The sequence below is a fragment of the Rhizobium sp. PEPV16 genome (assembly GCF_008919455.1).
Lineage (GTDB): Bacteria > Pseudomonadota > Alphaproteobacteria > Rhizobiales > Rhizobiaceae > Rhizobium > Rhizobium leguminosarum_Q.
This window is the reverse complement of sequence record NZ_VSZV01000231.1, coordinates 1-15,587: the sequence shown is the minus strand read 5'-3', so window position 1 is coordinate 15,587 and position 15,587 is coordinate 1. Positions and strand designations below refer to the sequence as shown.

Here is a 15,587-nt window from a genome sequence, read left to right as displayed (position 1 = left end):
AGATGAATGCCGCCCAGTTCTTGCGCAATTTGATCGCGGCAGTGCCCTACACCATTCACACCGTTTTGACCGATAATGGCATTCAGTTCACCAACCGAGCTTCTGATCGAAATGCTTTCCAGCACATCTTCGACTGGGTCTGCGACGATCACAGCATCGAGCATCGCCTGACCAAGGTAAAGCACCCCTGGACCAACGGGCAGGTCGAGCGGATGAACCGAACGATCAAGGAGGCGACCGTCAAGCGCTTCCACTACGACGATCATGCGCAGTTGAAAAAACATCTGGCCGACTTTATCGACGCCTACAATTTCGGGCGCCGGCTCAAGACGCTAAAGGGCCTCACGCCTTACGAGTTCATCTGCAAACGATGGACTTTGGAGCCAGATCGATTCATCATCGATCCGATCCATCAAATGCCGGGACTAAACACCTAGGTCGCGACTGACGGATACTCGCGACCCGCCCAGTCCTTCAAATCCGATGCAAATGTGCGCTGGAATGACAGCGGACCCGATTTGGCTCGGTACGGCTCATCATAAATACCGATGAATATCGTCAGGTTGAGAAAGAAATGCGCTCCCATTTCGAAAAGCGCGACGTAATCGTGACGTACCAGCGCATCCCTCTCATATTCAGTAAGGCTGTGCACGCTGGAGTCTTCTGTCTCGTTTCCCAACAGGGCAGGGCCGAGTGCCTGTTCCCAAGCAGCCACGAGGGAGGCTGGATCATCAGCATAGCGGCGAAGCAGCTGCGGGTCGCGGTCAACCATGAAGAGGAATTTGTTGACGTAGTATTTGCTCATAATGCGCTCCCTTCAAGGGACCAAGTGAAATAGGCCTCCATGGTGTGAAAGAGGTCCAGGCTGTCTGCATGATCGGCGACCTGGCGACCGGCGACGCCAAGCATCAGAATGAAATTCAGGAAGCCGTGGGTCGCGTTTCCATGTCCTTGAAGTGAGGCATGGGTTACATTCGCAAGGATCGAGTCGATATCCGCATGCCGTACCCAATCGATCGCTTGACGATCGAAGGCGGGATCGGGGCCGGTTTCCATGAACTGTCGCGGGCCACCCAACTCCAGGGACAGATGCCCTGTCCCGATCACGGCGACACGAATGTCCGCCGGATAGTCCATGACAGCTTTGCGGATGGCGCGCCCCAGGTCATAGAATCGCTTAGGCGACGGCAAAGGCGGAGCGAATATGTTGGTGTAGATCGGCACAACAGGCAGATCGTTGGTTGGCCGAAGCGTAATGATCGGGCAGATGATCGAGTGGTCGATTTTGAGTTCATTCGATAAGGCGACATCAAAGTCCTGATCGAGAAACGACTGATGCATGAAGCCCGACATTTCCTCGTCGCCTTGCAACAGGTATTTGGGCAGCCCGAACTCGCGCACCTCGTTATAGAATGTCGCGTCGTATGCGGGTGCCTTGCCGATCAGAAACTGCGGGTAGTTATCCAGGAAGAGCTGGTGGAAATGATCGGAGCCGACCATCACCAGAAGATCGGGCTTCGCCTTCGTGAGCGTCTCGCGATATGCCTCGATCTTCTCCTTCCAGATCTGTGCTTGCGGCATTTGTTCCCCGGGAGGGGCGGTTGTCGCCTTAAGGTAAAACGGGTGATGGGTTGAGGCGAGCGCTGCGACAAGGTTTGCCAATATTTCTCCTCCAATGCTTGCGAGTGTATAAGGGCAATAGATTGCGTCGACAGGCCGCAAGAGGCGCATCGTCGACTGTGCACCTCATTGCTAGCGGGTGTTTTGCGCGACTCCATTTCAGCGGGAGGGCCGCTGGGTTGCAGATGAAATAGTTTCATCGTCGTTGGCCCGGGAGGCGAAAACGGCGGTTCGGCACACGTTGCTCGATCAAACTCATTGCATGTCCCGCCCGTGAAGCACCTCGAGCGTTTGGAGCGGCTCCGTCCCCAGACCAGCCGGCGAGCAAGCCCTGGAATTCTTCGGGTTTTGGCTACGGCTGTAACAAAGTCGGGAATTTCCGACATATGTCTGAGCTTTGGCTCGCTCTAAATCGGGACGCGTGATGGAGGGACAGGCGAGAGATGGCGCCGTTCAGTCATGTTCGAAGGCTTATAAAAGACGACACCTTTCGCGATGGCGAAAAGGGTCGCTAGCCGGAAGCAACCGATTCCAGGACGCTTCAGCAACACCACAGAGAGCATCATTTTAATGGTCGAAACGATTAATAGGAAAGTAGAGACGTCCCATTGCGTAATCGCAACCGAGATGACGACAGGAAAAGGCTTGGACGTCGTCCTCATTCACGGAAATTCATCCTGCCGCGCCGTATTCGAGCGACAATTGCACTCAGGGCTCGGCGAGGCCCACCGTTTGATTTGTTTCGACCTGCCAGGGCACGGCCAATCAGAAGATGCGCGCGAAAAGGAAAGAACCTACCCCTTGCCCGGTCTCGCCGACGCCGCCCTGGAGGTGCTGGAAGCGCTCGACGTTCGAAATCCTGTCTTGCTGGGATGGTCACTCGGCGGTCACGTTGCGATTGAGATGGCATCTCGCCAACCGAATTTCCGTGGCCTCTTCATCACAGGTACCCCGCCTGTGGGCGAGGACATCTCGGAGGGTTTCCGCGGAAGCCTCCTGAAGGGACTTGCGGCGTCATCGTCTTTTTCGCAAGACCAGGCAGCCCAGTTTGCGGACCGTGTGTTCGGCAGCTCGGCAACGCCTGAACTCGTGCAAGCGGCAGCGAGAACTGATGGCGATTTTCGAACCACGCTGTTCTCCCAAGCGCGCGTCGCAGAAAAGAGCAACCAGCGCGAGGTGATGGGTTCGACCAAAACGCTGACCGCGGTTGTCAATGGCGCTGCGGATCAAATTGTCAACCTCGACTATATTGATCGCGTTCCGTACGCCAACTTATGGCGGGATAAATGCTTTCGGATTGATTTTGCGGGGCATGCGCCATTCCTGCAAGTTAGCCCTGTTTTTAACCAGTATGTCGCCGAATTCCTTCGTGACGTCGAGCGCGCCGAGCACAACTGACCCCACTCGCGCCGTGCCCTATGATGACGAAGACGGGGAAGACAATTTGGCAGCGCAAGCATCAACAAAGTGTCGCTTTTTGTGAGCGACACTTTGTTCTTCTCCTGCCCGGCTATCAGTTGATCGGGACATTCATATGTCGCCTGGCATCCATGGACCGGGTGGTCAGGCGCCGATCACACCGCTTTCGTGACGAACCCAACTTGCGTCCTCGGTCCTAAGCAACACGAGCCACCCCTGGCGCGCAGCTCGCCAGGAGCTAGCGGTTGGCTTTTCGGCAACTTGAAGACGGGCTTCCGTCACCGCATAGGAAGGACTCTAGAATGAAACTTGGTTTGAATGCCGGTCGGGCAGTCGGTTTCGATGAAGATGTTGGCATTTGGCGCCTAATAGATCACCCACACTCAGACGATCTGCTGGCGCTTCTATCGTTGGAATCTGACGCGCTTGCCAAATGCCTCGGCGAGCGCGGCGGTGCCCCCCGTGGCTTGCCGTTCAAGCCTGGATCACTCCGATCGTTCGCTCTCTGGGAGAGACATATGACGACGGCAGCAAGGGGGATGGTCTCATGTTTTGGATCCCCCCTGCTGAAATCCATAGCGGCGGGTTATGAGCGGCTCACCCGAAAACCCATACCACCCATGCGGCCCAGGCCCAATTACTACCGCTTCCCACAATATTATATGAGCAACCACCGTTCACTCATGGAAGATGGAGAAGAACTTCCATGGCCGTCATTTTCGGATGTCGTGGATTTTGAACTCGAGATCGGCCTGGTCATCGCTAAGCAAGTGCGCGATTGCACGCCTAGCGAAGGTCTTTCGGCGATAGGCGGCTTCTGTATTGTCAATGATTGGAGTGCGCGTGACGTGCAGTGGGACGATACGCGGCGCGGTACATTCGGCGGCGTGGTCAAGGCAAAAACCTTTGCTGGCGCGATCGGGGCCATCGTCGTGACCGCTGACGAGATACTTCCGCGATTCAACCAATTGACAGGCAAGGTGCGCGTCAACGGCGACATCTGGTGCGAAGGTAACACCGAAAACGCCCAGCACGACCTTGGCGAGGTCGTCTCCTACGCAGCGATGGGAGAGACTGTCTATCCTGGAGACCTTTTATCCACCGGCACCCTTGCGGGGTGCTGTGGCCTCGAGATCGGGCGTTTTCCCGCTAGAGGCGATGAGGTTCAACTCGAGATCAATGGCCTTGGAACGTTGACTAATCGCATTGGGAATTAGCTGGGGTCAACACGATCGTACCCCGTCGGCTCGAGTTCGCAGGCCGATCGTTGGGAGGTCGCATCGGCAGGCGATAGATTGGCCTCAAGGTTTAAACTGCCGCCACGCGCCAGGCAGCAGCATCACTGCCTAGCGAGCAATATGCGTCTGACATTGTTGCTTTCTCCTAAGCTTTGATCGTTGTGTATTCATCGCTGGCGAGCCGTCTCGCAGGACATTGAAGCGTATTAGCGTCGACCATGAGATCGTGTCGACAGGCGCTGGTTCGAACCTACTTTCGGTGGCCGGAGGCCAACTCGCACTAGACTCAACACTCCAGACGTGGCTCTGATTCCTTCGCTGCCAGTCGGTTTGCATGATTCCTTCCCTTCTTGTGCGCGCGCTTAGGCGGGCGGAGGGGTGGACGAAAAGTCCCGGCGTCCAGACGTCTTCCTAACCGGCATCATTTCCTGAACCTTCGCTTGCCGGGAAGTGAAGAATATGTTGATGTTCTAAATACATTACAACTATCAAATTTATCAATTGCTAAAGGCTGTCGGCAGGTGTACCCCGTCCTCCAAAAGCGGAGAATTTGGCGTTGGACGAGATCCTCACGACTGCCCAGACGGCGAAATTACTGGGCGTTTCAGTACGGACCGCCCAGTTGTGGGTCGAAAGCGGCGAGATTCCGTCGTGGAAGACGCCTGGTGGCCATCGACGCATCCCTCGCGTTGCGATCGTTGAAATGCTCGCATCGAGGCAATCCGATACCAAAGTGCGTGCCGTCGCGGTTGTGCTAGCACGTCCGGAAAATACCAATGCCTGGCGCTCCTTGTCCGGACATGGATATATGGTCAAGGTCCTCGAAGATCCGCTAGTTGCAGCCGTGGTTATCGGCGAGTCCCTGCCCGACCTGATCGTTATAGAGAACGACGAGGGTGACGAGCGTGTACGATTGGCAAAAAAGCTCTGCGAGGACCCTTTGCTCTCTTCGGCATTGACGGTGTTGCGGACCAAAGTCGGAGCCGAGGTTTCCAGCGCGAACAAGAGGCAACCCTTTGCGATCAACATCGATCAGCCTGTCGACCTCGCTATTGCGGCGATCTTCGAGCATTTGAAAGATCGGCCGTCCGTCGCAGTCACGAACCTGACCTATCCCCTCCCCGCAAATGAAGGAGACCGCCTGAAGGCTGTGAAAGCGTCAGGTTTGCTCTATTCGCCTCGCGAAGCGGCCTTCGATGCGTTGATTGACATGGCCATACGCATATTCCACGCGCCGATAGCGATGTTCACGTTGCTTACGTCAACAGAGCAATGGTTTAAGGCCAGGGCTGGATATGACGGTGAACTGACGCCTCGTGAGTGGTCTTTCTGTAACTACACTCTCGCGGCCAATGAACTGACGGTTTTGAATGATCTTCCAAGCGATCCACGCTTCAAGGATAACCCGACCCTCGGTGCGCCACACTTCTTTCGTTTCTATGCCGGCGCCCCCGTTCGTGATGAAAATGGGTTTGCTCTCGGGTCCATCTGCATCATTGATCGCGTGACGCGAGAATTCGGCGCAGACGATCGTAGTGCGCTGACGGCCCTTGCTGATGCGGCCGCGCAAACCATCAAGTCACGTTCGCAAGAACGACAACTTCGCCACCTGCAAATCAAAGCCAGCGGCGGGTGGGATTTGGATTTCGCTCGACGATAGCGCTTGAATGCATCTGATCGAATGCCGAGCGAGCCAGACCAGGGTGAGGTTCTTCGAGCTCGGATTCCGATGAGGAGCAAACCGGCAGCAAGCCCTGTCACCTCCTAAAGTCCGTCGTTCCGTGCCGGTCATTCTCTGTGTATCTCTGCTAAGAGGAAGGGCCGCGCCGGCTAAAACGTCTGCGCCCGCATTTCCGCGCGCAGACTGGTTGGGACGGGCGGTCAAAAATCTTCAGGTTGGATGACGCACCCCGAGGGCTGCTCAACCGATTGAAGGTCCGGGCTTCCCACGCAGTCGCCGGCACCCTTTTTCAGGGGCATTGGTTTTCCTTTTTGGAACCCAGGCGGCTCCCGAATGCACTGACATCGCGGAACCGTCGGGAGGTTCGATCCGCGTTACATCTGTAACGGATTCAGCTTCCACATGCGTTGAAATGATACATTTGATAGATATGATGTTTTCAGCAACAAGCGCATTGTTATGACGGCCTCATCGCCGGCTACAAGAATGGAGATGTCATGCTGACAACAGCCGAATTGAACGCCAATGCCCACGCTGCCTTCGAGCGCTGGCGCGCAGTGAGCCCCTGCGTCGACTACGAAGGGGGCGGCATATTCGTTCTCCGTCACGATGATGTGTTGAAACTGAGTTCTGATCCGCGAGTCGTCGCCACCGGGACAGCATTGCCGGAATCGCGTGGCGTGGTCACGGGCGTACTTCATGACATTTTCGGGCTTGGTATGCTCACTGCCAATGGTGCCCAGCACCAGGCTCGCCGAATGATCATATCCCGCGGTTTAGCGACCGTGTTGGCCAGCGATCTGCGAAGCCAAGTACGCGCAGCGACGGAAAAGCTGATCGATGCCGTCTATGAGAATGGAAGCGCAGAATTCGTCAGTCAGTTCGCAAATCCGATCCCGATACTGGCGCTCGCCGGTCTCCTGGGCGTGGAAGTGAATGAACAGAAACGTTTCGTAAGCCGGGTTGAGGAACTGGGACGGTTTTTCGCTCCGGCTTCGACGGATGCTGACATAGCCGTGTCTTCGGCCGCGGCGGAATATGTGCGTGATTATCTTGAATGGAAGTTGCGTGAAAAGACCAGGAGCGGCACATCGGACTTCCTTTCCGCCGTGAAGGCCGAAGGAGAGGCGGAAGGTCTGGCTCCGATCGAGACCGTTGTCCAGATAATCCAGCTGATCCTAGGCGGTGCTGAATCTGTCCGGGCTTCGCTCGCGGCGCAGATCTCGCTTCTGCTGCAGCATCGCAATCAGTGGAATTCGGTCTGTGGCGATGCGAGCCTCATCCCGGGCGCGGTAAGCGAGACCATGCGATATGAACCGGGCATCGCGGGCTTGGTGCGTGCCACCGCCGAACCTGTTGAGCTTCAGGAAACGACCTTGCCCGCCAACTGCCTCGTTATCCTGTCCACAATGTCGGCGCTTCGTGATGAAAGGGTATTCAAACGCCCGAGCACATTCGATATTCATCGCGACGACCGGCCGAGGCTACATCTTGCGTTCGGCGCCGGTGCGCACCGGTGCGTTGCCGATCACCTCGCCCGGGCCGAACTCGAAGAAGCCCTTGCCGTCTTCGCGTCGCGGCTGCCGAAACTTCGACTGGAGGATTTTCCAGTTTTTAGCGGTCACCTCTTCATTCGCACTCCACGCAGCTTCTGCGTCAGCTGGCCATGCTAGGATGCCGGGCGGCGCGTCGGCATGCGTATGATTGTACCGTGCACTATCTGGAGCATGCCGGATTCGTCGTCGGCGAGACGCTGAATGTCGATGGCGGCCAGCACGCCGGCCGCTGGCCTTGAAGCGATAAAGGAGACGGACGGACAGCGCTCGTCCTTCAAAGAGAACGTCAAAGCCTTATGTGAATATCAAAGTGACGCGCGAAGGCACGGTTCCGGGTGCGGCTAGCACCACGCCGGAACATAAGCCGCCTTGATCAACGGCGTCAGCGATCTGCTCTTCGGGATCCTCGGCAAGCCGCAAGACAGTACCTTTGTCGTCATCCACGGAATCGAGATGGAGAACTGGGGCGGCGGCCTGCCGGTGCCTGAATGTCGCAAGCAGCCTTCCAAATGGCAGCCAGGCGGAAATAATTACGCGCTGGCGGAGAGCTTATAAAAGACACTGAAAACCGGCGATATTTACCCCTGCTGCTACGAAAGATTTTCCGGTGCCGCTGCCGGTGTTGCGCACATCGAAGATGCCCACAGTGCCGAGCCGCTCAGCCGCTCTGAGAGCGAAATTTGAGACCTATTTTCCAGCAGGCCGCGTCGTCTGAAGCTGCACGCTGGTTCACTTCCAGGGCACCTACAACTTTTTACCAGATCCTCATTCTACGACGCACAAACTCTAGCTGCTTGATCTTCACGTAAGTGAGCAAAGGAGGCTCGTTTCGACTGAAACACTTGCCCCTGTTTCTGAAATTGCCGCAGTGCGGGTCGCGACGATTATGCGACCACCGCCGGCGGTGAGCCGGCCAATTAATCGAAATCAACCTGGGAATACCGAAATGACGTCACACCACGCCAGGAGCAAGATATCGGGCATTGGTTCCAATGACCGAGGGGCAGGCTTGCTGCGCACGATAACCGCGCATGTGCGTGCATATATCGGACGACAACGGCTTCTGCGAGAGAACGATAGAATTCGATCCGACCTTCTAGCCTTGCCGGATCATTTACTGAAGGATATCGGCCTGTCGCGCTGCCATATCAAGTACGCGGCTCGGGATCTCCCGGGTTCTGATCGCAAAATTGTGGCGATCGGCACGGCGAATGAAGATAAAGCCGACCAGAGGGCGGTCTCCGGCGATTATTATCACAGCTTTGAAGTGAGAATTTGAAAGACGGTGATGCCGTGATTTCTCGATGGCGTATGGTGCTAGACCAACCCCTCAGCCAAGGCGATCGCATCCAAAACGTCTTACTGGGCCGGCAGAAATGCTTGGAAGGTTCGCCCCCATCACGAGCTAACGCGGCGGAAATAAAATAGGATCGGCCCCTCCGATCCGCTGCGTCCGTGACAAAACGGTTCCTTGAAGGCGAATGATAAAGTTCAGAACACCCATCAAGAATTGGATGTACTGTCAATGTCAACGGCGGAATCCATGGGAAGAGCCTCGGCCGCATCGAAATCAGCCGCAGGCTCACTCCAGTCTTTTGATATCGCCAGCCGTTGGCGACCGCGGCATCGGGCCGTCCGAAATTACCAGACCGCACCAGCGGCTTTTTCCCTTGGCAGACTGAAGCCGTTTTTGCGTACCGCTTAAACAATTCCCGCGATTAGATCAGTCGACGCCATATTTGGCTGCAAGGAAATCAATGCGTTGCGCCACTGCGATTATCTGCCAATAGCGAAATCCGCTATTTGTCTGAGAGTTTTGCGCGTGCCAATGTTGCCGCATTGCATGTGGTTGAAGACAGCGTCGAGATTGACCGAATACAAGGCAACAGCGCCTGGCGCTGACCGCTTCGAGCTTGGGCTTGAACGACCTCGCGCCTGCTAAGGAGCCGTGGCTTTGTAACATCGTCGCGTCGCTGGCGGAGCGTTAGGGAGGCGATGGACCAACCATCAAACAGCCATTGCTATCGGCATACTTCGGGCTCGGCGGGCAGGCCAGCCCGCCGAGCATCGCAAGTCTAAACTGTTGGGACGGTTCCCCCATCGATCAGATGTTCAGTGCCTGTGATCGATGAAGCGCGATCGGATGACAGGAAGGCGACGAGGTCGGCAACCTCCTGCGGTTTCGCCGGTCGCCCAAGCGGTATCCCGCCGAGACTGTCCATGATCATCTTCTTGCCGCCCTCGTAGTCCGTGCCTGCCTGTTCTGCTAGACGTTCAGCGAGTCGAACTGATGCTTCCGTTTCGATCCAGCCCGGCGACACCCGCACTACGCGCACACCCTTCGTCGACACCTCTTTCGACAGCGCCTTGCTGTACGTCGAAAGCGCAGCTTTTGCAGCAGCATATGCCGTTGTTGCTTCCGGAAGCGGCATCAGTCTTTGGATCGACGAAACATGGACGACCACGCCGCTTCCTCGCTCGACCATGTGCGGAACAAGGTACCGGTCGAGCCGGATGGCAGGGAACAGGTTGAGAGACAGTTCCTTATCCCATTGAGCGTCCGTCAACGCTGCAAATCCCCCGCCCGGCGCTGAGGAGCCGCCAAGCATGTGAACGATGATGTCTATGGATCCGAAGCGCTGACGCGCGGCCCGCGCGACAGTCGCGCAGCCGTCATCCGTTGTGAGGTCGGCCTCGATGAACTCGTCTTCCGATAGTGAGTCAGGGCGCGTGCGGGCCGTTGTCAGAACCTGCGCACCCAAATCGCGAAATAGGTCAACGACGGCGGCGCCTGCTCCCTTCGTCCCGGCGGTGATGAGGGCGCGTTTGCCCTGCAACGTAACGAACTCTACCATTATACAATCTCCAACTTGTTGATCTTGCCGTTTTCTGCGGTGAAGGTTTGGTCTAGAGTGACTGGGCTACTGGGGAATTGGCCGCTGACCCGTGCACGAACCCAAAAGCTGTTATCGTCGCCCGCGGCCTCGATGGAGACCGGTGACGTGTTGACTCTTTTTCTTTGCGGCCAGCTACGGATCGCGTCACGCCCTTCATGCCCGGTGCCCTCATCCACGACCACGCCCTGCTCGCAAATCAGGGTGTCTGCGTCGTTTCGACCGTCGGCGTCAAAGTAGAACCTGACAATGCTCGGCATGTTCATCGCAATTCTCCCCGCTGATGTTTCCAGGCTTGATACATACGGCTCGAATACTGCATAGATAAGTGGGATAATCGAGGATGTCGAATTGCACAAAACGGGACAATGAACCAAGCTGGCGTCAACGATCTGCGCTAGTCGCCATCGCACGACGGTAACGTGTCGCGCGGCCGCCATCGATCTTGGAATATCAACAACCGCCCTCAGTCGTTCGATCGCCAAGCTCGAACCCAGCCTCGGTGTTCGTTTATTCAATCGTACGACACGCAGTGTCTCGCCGACCGATGCCGGAAAATTGGTCTTGGAAAAGGTGAGACCGCGCTTCAAGAACTTTTATGGCGCAATGGATTCGGATCGATCGCAACGCGATACGCCGTCTGGAACGATACGCATCAATGCGGCGCCCTTCGCTGCGCGGGCAATCATGTCGCCGCTTGTCCTGGAGTTTCTTCGTCGCTATCCGGACATGGCCGTCGATCTGGTCACGGAAGGCAGACTAGTCGATATCGTTGCCGAGTTCTTTGATATGGGCGTGAGGGTGGCCGACCTCGTTTCCAGCGACATGACCACCGTTGCGCTTGGTCGCCCTCAGCGTCATCCATCGTGGGTTCTAGCGCATATTTTTCCGATCTTGACGAGGCCAGCCTTGCAAGTATGGCCGTCCTTGAAGGTGTCGGTCTCGGCTTCTTCTTGGAACAGGACGTCATTGCAGACATCGACACGGGGCGACTCGTGCGCGTGCTGGAGGATTGGACGCCACCGTTTCCGGGGCTCTGTCTCTACTATTCAGGTCGTCAGAATCTCTCGGCCGGTATGAAAGCCTTTCTTCAACTCGCCCGCGAACAGGCGCGACTTGCTACGCTTGCTTCAAACAGACGCTAGCGCGAAAGCCGAGCGCCACGATGACCCATATGCCGAAGCGAAAGGTCCGATCGAAGATCGTGAAGGCATGACAGCGACAAGTGGAGAAGGTCAGGCGCGCGGAGCCTGGCATCTTTGGCCTAAGCGCTGCAGGCCTGCCAACAGATATCCGATTATGCGGCGGACGGCACGATCAGCAAATGGAACCAAGACCCGCGCCTTCGAGGTGCTGACTGTCCTCTCCTTGTTGGCAAGAGCCTCAGCTGCGCCAAAACGGCCGCGGCGCGCTGCCAACTTCCCAGATCAATCGATCAAGCTTCCAGACGGATTACATCAGCAACGGAAAACGTATTGGTTTGACATCGTTGAGGAACCGTATCCGCATATCGAACGGCCCAGCAGGCGGCGACCGGTACGCTTCAGGGACTGATCCCGCAGACGAACCCTCCAGGGAGCTATGCAGTTTTAAAGGAGACAGAAATATCGCGAAGAGGACCGTGCGAGGTCGACGCAAACGCTATCACTATGACGAATTGCTTGGACCGCCGGTTTGAACAACCTAGCGGAGAAGCGCAATAGCTGAACTCGTTGCATCGCGACGTCAACCTCGCTCTTAAACAACCATTGTCCCACCTCAACGTCGCCGACGAACCTTATCGCTGCGATCACGAACTGTTCCATGTGTCGGCTGCGCGCCACGTTTCTCGACCGGAAACCACGGTGGGAAGGTCACCCGTGACCTCCTCAGTCCAACCTTATAATCATTGGATCATCAAATGCCGATCATTCTGAAGACCTTTATGCAATCCGATATCATACAGTGGAGGCGCCATCTTCACCAGAATCCGGAGCTTCTTTATGATGTTAACGAGACTGCGGGCTTCATTGCAGAGAAGCTTTCAGCCTTCGGGTGCGATACGGTCGAAACCGGTATCGGTAAATCGGGGGTGGTCGGGCTCATCGGCGGGAAGCTGGGCGGCGGGCCCGTGATAGGGTTGCGTGCGGATATGGATGCGCTTCCAATCCTGGAATCCAGCGGCAAAGCCTGGACTTCGAAAATCTCCGGAAGAGCTCACTCGTGTGGACATGACGGCCACATGGCCATGCTGCTGGGTGCGGCGCGATACCTTTCGGAAACTCGTAACTTCAAGGGCACTGTGGCAGTCATCTTCCAGCCAGCCGAGGAGGGAGGAGCGGGCGCGCTTGCGATGATCAATGACGGATTGATGGACAGGTTTAAGATCGCTCAAGTCTACGGCATGCACAATGAGCCACATATACCGATCGGGCAATTCGCGATCAGGAAAGGTGCTATCCTGGCCTCGGCCGACACCTTCGAGATCACTGTGAAGGGGCGTGGGAGCCATGCCGGGCAGCCCCATCTTTCAGTCGATCCTGTCGTCGCGGCCTCGCATATTGTCATCGCACTTCAGTCTGTGGTGTCGCGTGAAACGGACCCTTTGCAGGCCGTAGTTATCACTGTTGCGTCGATCCACGGCGGAGATACGCATAACGTCATTCCAAGCACAGTCAGACTGGCCGGAACCATCCGCACGCTGCGGCCTGAGTTACGCGACTTTGCGGAACGGCGATTGGGCGATCTTGTAGGCTCAATCGCGGTAGCTCATGGCGCGAGCGCGGATGTCTCGCACAGTCGGGGCTATCCGGTTACGTTCAATCATGATGCGCAGACTGATCTTGCGGCAAGTGTTGCACGATCGATCGTCGGTGCCGCGGCCGTAAATAGCGATCTCGAGCCACGTATGGCGGCAGAGGACTTTTCCTTCATGCTTGAGGCGCGGCCAGGATCCATCATCATCATTGGGAACGGGGAGACGGCAGGTCTCCATAATCCAGCCTACGATTTCAATGATGATGCCATTCCTTACGGCATAGCCTATTGGGTCAATTTGGCTGAGACAGCACTTGCCGCGTGACGGCGTAACCCTCGAACCGGGTGCCTGAAGGCAATGTTACGCCCGCGTGTCGGGCCGACCGAACGTCGCGATGGCCCGATGTTCGCGTCGGGGCAGTCGCAATGCTGGGTGAGGTTGACGTGGTTCGTAGCGAATAAGTAGAGGGTGACATGACAGGAATGCGACTTCGTTTGTTTGCGGGATTACTGTGGTGTTTCACCGCCACAGCAGGAATGGCCGGCACACTGGTACTCGACGGGGAAGTCAAGCCTCCCATGGAAATCACCGATGCCCAGTTCAAAAACCTTCCGCATGTCGACCTCGAAGTGAAGGGTCAGGATGGGACAATCTACAAATATTCCGGCGTGGACCTCGGTAGGATCCTGGCGTTAGCAAGTGTTCCAATAAAGGCTCAGTTGAGAGGCAAGGATATCGATAAATTCATTGTGGCGTTGGGAGCGGATGGCTTTGGCGCAGTTTTTGCGCTGCCCGAGTTTGACACCGGACGATTCATTGTTGCCGACGAGCTGGACGGTGAACCGATTGGGGCTTCAGACGGCCCCCTTCAGGTAATTTCTCCGGATGACGCGCGCCGGTCGCGATGGGTAAAGCAGCTCAATCGCATAACCGTTCGCAAGGCTCTTCCATAAGAAGCCGGCTCTCGGTCTCGCGGCTGGACCCGAACACGGCTCTGCGGTGATTTGGCAGAACCGGCCAAAGTACGCTTCCGTCGCCTTGATGGGATTTGAACCGGCGGCGCCTTAGTCGGGTGAGTCAAAGTGCTTGATATTGCCCGCCTTGCTCAGGTCGGTTTGATCAATATTCGCAAATTTGGCGCGGCTCTTCGAGGTATAAAGTGGTCAAGGGCGAGTTCTCTCTGCATCGCCGGGTTGTGATCCGGCCTCCAAGTTTGCGCGGAAGGATGACCCCAGACACTACCAAGTAACCTACTGATGTATTTTAATTTTTCGCTGTCTAGCCGGGTCATCTTTCGGCGCTTGTGCCGGGGGTCAAGCGCCTCGCCGAAACACAGCCCTGTGTAGCGCAGCAGATTGTGAGCTGCGAGGTCCGCATTTCACCACGCGCGGGCCGGGGTGGCATGCGGATGCCTTTTATGATGCGCCGGGCGCTGACGCCCTTCTGACGCTGCACGGCGTTGGCCACGGACTTGGCGGTATCGCTGGTCTCGATGCCAAGGAAACCGAGATCGAGGCGCCGGACGTGTTGGAAGCCACGAAGCGGCTGACAGCTGCGTGGCTGCAGACAGCACTGGGGGCGGATGTCGATGCATGGACCGGCGCGTGCCTGGCGCTCGAGACCCAAGCCGCCTCGCTTGCAGATGTTACACAAAGCTAGCTTTGGAGAATTCTGTCGCCGGGCCGCTCGCTGATTAGCCTAGAGTCAGTTCCCGCCGGCGGACATGACCTTGACCACGCCAGCCTCTTGTCATTTTTGAGGTCGTTCCGTGCGCTCGGTGTAAGACGGGAGCTTCCCTGTCGCCGGATCCGGGAGGAGGGCCGCAAAGCTGTCACTGTCAATTTTCGTGAAAAGCCATCGCAATACGGTGGATCAGTTGACATCGCCTTCGATTGAGAAGGGCGTAAGCCCATCGATCAGCTCTTGCTGCCGTAAAGTGCTTCTGCAGCTGCCGGTATCAACAGGCAGACCGCTTAGCTCCTGCAGCCGCGTACCCCAGTTGCACATACTAACAAGCACAGGTTCCAAGGATTTTCCCAGCTCCGTGAGCTCGTACTCCACCTTAGGCGGAATCTCCGAATAAATGATGCGGTTGATAACGCCGTCGGCTTCCAACTCCCTGAGTTGAAGCGTGATCATTCGCGGCGTCGCAGCGGGAGTGAGGCGGCAGATCGCGTTGAACCGCAGTTTGCCATCTAGCAGATGAAACAGGATCACCGGCTTCCACAGACCCCCGATGACCGAGATTGTCGCTTCCACGGCGCATCCAGTCCGGTTGGCCGTACTGCGCTTGCGCTTCGGCTTGGCACTATCATCCATGATACTACATGCTCTCTTTGTACGTACTTCATTCAGAGCGTCATACTCCTACTTGACGGCAGTGAAAAGAAGGACGCGCTGGCACCGGAGGGCCTGTTCCAGCCGTTTCACCTCAAGAAGGAG

The 15,587-nt window shown here is 56.6% G+C and carries 12 protein-coding genes and 4 pseudogenes; 11 read left to right on the top strand and 5 right to left on the bottom strand.

All coding sequences use genetic code 11. The features are described from left to right. Positions 1-437: pseudogene (locus tag FY112_RS08065) on the top strand (IS481-like element ISRel12 family transposase); the annotation flags it as partial. On the opposite strand, the gene FY112_RS08060 reads toward FY112_RS08065, so the two are convergent. Beyond that, positions 434-805, bottom strand: a complete 372-nt coding sequence (locus FY112_RS08060; protein ID WP_132613534.1) for a hypothetical protein — start codon at positions 803-805, stop codon at positions 434-436. The pseudogene FY112_RS08065 and the gene FY112_RS08060 sit on opposite strands and share 4 nt — an antisense overlap. After that, positions 802-1,662 carry an extradiol ring-cleavage dioxygenase gene (locus FY112_RS08055; protein ID WP_151518128.1) on the bottom strand — a complete coding sequence of 287 codons (861 nt, stop codon included), beginning with the start codon at positions 1,660-1,662 and terminating at the stop codon, positions 802-804. The genes FY112_RS08060 and FY112_RS08055 overlap by 4 nt, the downstream gene beginning before the upstream one ends. Before the next feature lie 603 nt (positions 1,663-2,265). Between FY112_RS08055 and FY112_RS08050 the strand changes: the two genes are divergently transcribed. The 6 genes and pseudogenes from FY112_RS08050 (at position 2,266) to FY112_RS08020 (ending at position 8,793) form a co-directional block, all read left to right on the top strand. Beyond that, positions 2,266-3,018 carry an alpha/beta hydrolase gene (locus tag FY112_RS08050; protein WP_181018183.1) on the top strand — a complete coding sequence of 251 codons (753 nt, stop codon included), beginning with the start codon at positions 2,266-2,268 and terminating at the stop codon, positions 3,016-3,018. A gap of 539 nt (positions 3,019-3,557) precedes the next feature. Beyond that, a complete protein-coding gene (locus tag FY112_RS08045) occupies positions 3,558-4,256 on the top strand; it encodes a fumarylacetoacetate hydrolase family protein (protein ID WP_181018182.1) in 699 nt (232 codons plus the stop codon). Between the two features lie 577 nt (positions 4,257-4,833). Continuing rightward, positions 4,834-5,937 carry a helix-turn-helix domain-containing protein gene (locus FY112_RS08040; protein ID WP_151518125.1) on the top strand — a complete coding sequence of 368 codons (1,104 nt, stop codon included), beginning with the start codon at positions 4,834-4,836 and terminating at the stop codon, positions 5,935-5,937. 518 nt (positions 5,938-6,455) lie between these two features. Continuing rightward, the gene (locus FY112_RS08035; RefSeq protein ID WP_151518124.1) at positions 6,456-7,631 is read left to right on the top strand and encodes a cytochrome P450; all 1,176 of its coding nucleotides are present in this window, start codon (positions 6,456-6,458) and stop codon (positions 7,629-7,631) included. Between the two features lie 181 nt (positions 7,632-7,812). Further along, a pseudogene (locus tag FY112_RS08025) lies at positions 7,813-8,069 on the top strand (tautomerase family protein). Positions 8,070-8,460: 391 nt separating this feature from the next. Next, positions 8,461-8,793: a DUF1127 domain-containing protein gene (locus FY112_RS08020; protein ID WP_181018181.1), complete on the top strand. Its 333-nt coding sequence runs from the start codon at positions 8,461-8,463 to the stop codon at positions 8,791-8,793. A 796-nt stretch (positions 8,794-9,589) separates the two neighbouring features. Here the strand turns inward: FY112_RS08020 and FY112_RS08015 are convergent. Continuing rightward, a complete protein-coding gene (locus FY112_RS08015) occupies positions 9,590-10,369 on the bottom strand; it encodes an SDR family oxidoreductase (protein ID WP_151518122.1) in 780 nt (259 codons plus the stop codon). Then, positions 10,369-10,674 (bottom strand): nuclear transport factor 2 family protein, encoded by a 306-nt coding sequence (locus FY112_RS08010; RefSeq protein ID WP_151518121.1) that lies wholly within the window; start codon positions 10,672-10,674, stop codon positions 10,369-10,371. Before FY112_RS08010 ends, FY112_RS08015 begins: the two co-directional genes overlap by 1 nt. Positions 10,675-10,751: 77 nt before the next feature. Here FY112_RS08010 and FY112_RS08005 point away from each other — a divergent pair. The 4 genes and pseudogenes from FY112_RS08005 to FY112_RS37515 all read left to right on the top strand — a co-directional run. Beyond that, positions 10,752-11,553: pseudogene (locus tag FY112_RS08005) on the top strand (LysR family transcriptional regulator). 755 nt (positions 11,554-12,308) lie between these two features. Beyond that, a complete protein-coding gene (locus FY112_RS08000) occupies positions 12,309-13,469 on the top strand; it encodes a M20 aminoacylase family protein (protein WP_151518120.1) in 1,161 nt (386 codons plus the stop codon). Positions 13,470-13,618: 149 nt separating this feature from the next. Beyond that, positions 13,619-14,098: a molybdopterin-dependent oxidoreductase gene (locus FY112_RS07995; RefSeq protein WP_151518119.1), complete on the top strand. Its 480-nt coding sequence runs from the start codon at positions 13,619-13,621 to the stop codon at positions 14,096-14,098. A 418-nt stretch (positions 14,099-14,516) separates the two neighbouring features. Further along, positions 14,517-14,804, top strand: a pseudogene (locus FY112_RS37515) (dienelactone hydrolase); the annotation flags it as partial. Between the two features lie 213 nt (positions 14,805-15,017). On the opposite strand, the gene FY112_RS07985 reads toward FY112_RS37515, so the two are convergent. Then, positions 15,018-15,464: a helix-turn-helix domain-containing protein gene (locus tag FY112_RS07985; protein WP_151518118.1), complete on the bottom strand. Its 447-nt coding sequence runs from the start codon at positions 15,462-15,464 to the stop codon at positions 15,018-15,020. Between the last annotated feature and the right edge of the window lie 123 nt (positions 15,465-15,587).

What these genes read in the sequence shown, in the direction of transcription:
- FY112_RS08060 (WP_132613534.1), bottom strand. Translation starts at nt 805, where the DNA reads ATGAGCAAATACTACGTCAACAAATTCCTCTTCATGGTTGACCGCGAC.
- FY112_RS08045 (WP_181018182.1), top strand. Translation starts at nt 3,558, where the DNA reads ATGACGACGGCAGCAAGGGGGATGGTCTCATGTTTTGGATCCCCCCTG.
- FY112_RS08035 (WP_151518124.1), top strand. Translation starts at nt 6,456, where the DNA reads ATGCTGACAACAGCCGAATTGAACGCCAATGCCCACGCTGCCTTCGAG.
- FY112_RS08020 (WP_181018181.1), top strand. Translation starts at nt 8,461, where the DNA reads ATGACGTCACACCACGCCAGGAGCAAGATATCGGGCATTGGTTCCAAT.
- FY112_RS08015 (WP_151518122.1), bottom strand. Translation starts at nt 10,369, where the DNA reads ATGGTAGAGTTCGTTACGTTGCAGGGCAAACGCGCCCTCATCACCGCC.
- FY112_RS08010 (WP_151518121.1), bottom strand. Translation starts at nt 10,674, where the DNA reads ATGAACATGCCGAGCATTGTCAGGTTCTACTTTGACGCCGACGGTCGA.
- FY112_RS08000 (WP_151518120.1), top strand. Translation starts at nt 12,309, where the DNA reads ATGCCGATCATTCTGAAGACCTTTATGCAATCCGATATCATACAGTGG.
- FY112_RS07995 (WP_151518119.1), top strand. Translation starts at nt 13,619, where the DNA reads ATGACAGGAATGCGACTTCGTTTGTTTGCGGGATTACTGTGGTGTTTC.
- FY112_RS07985 (WP_151518118.1), bottom strand. Translation starts at nt 15,464, where the DNA reads ATGGATGATAGTGCCAAGCCGAAGCGCAAGCGCAGTACGGCCAACCGG.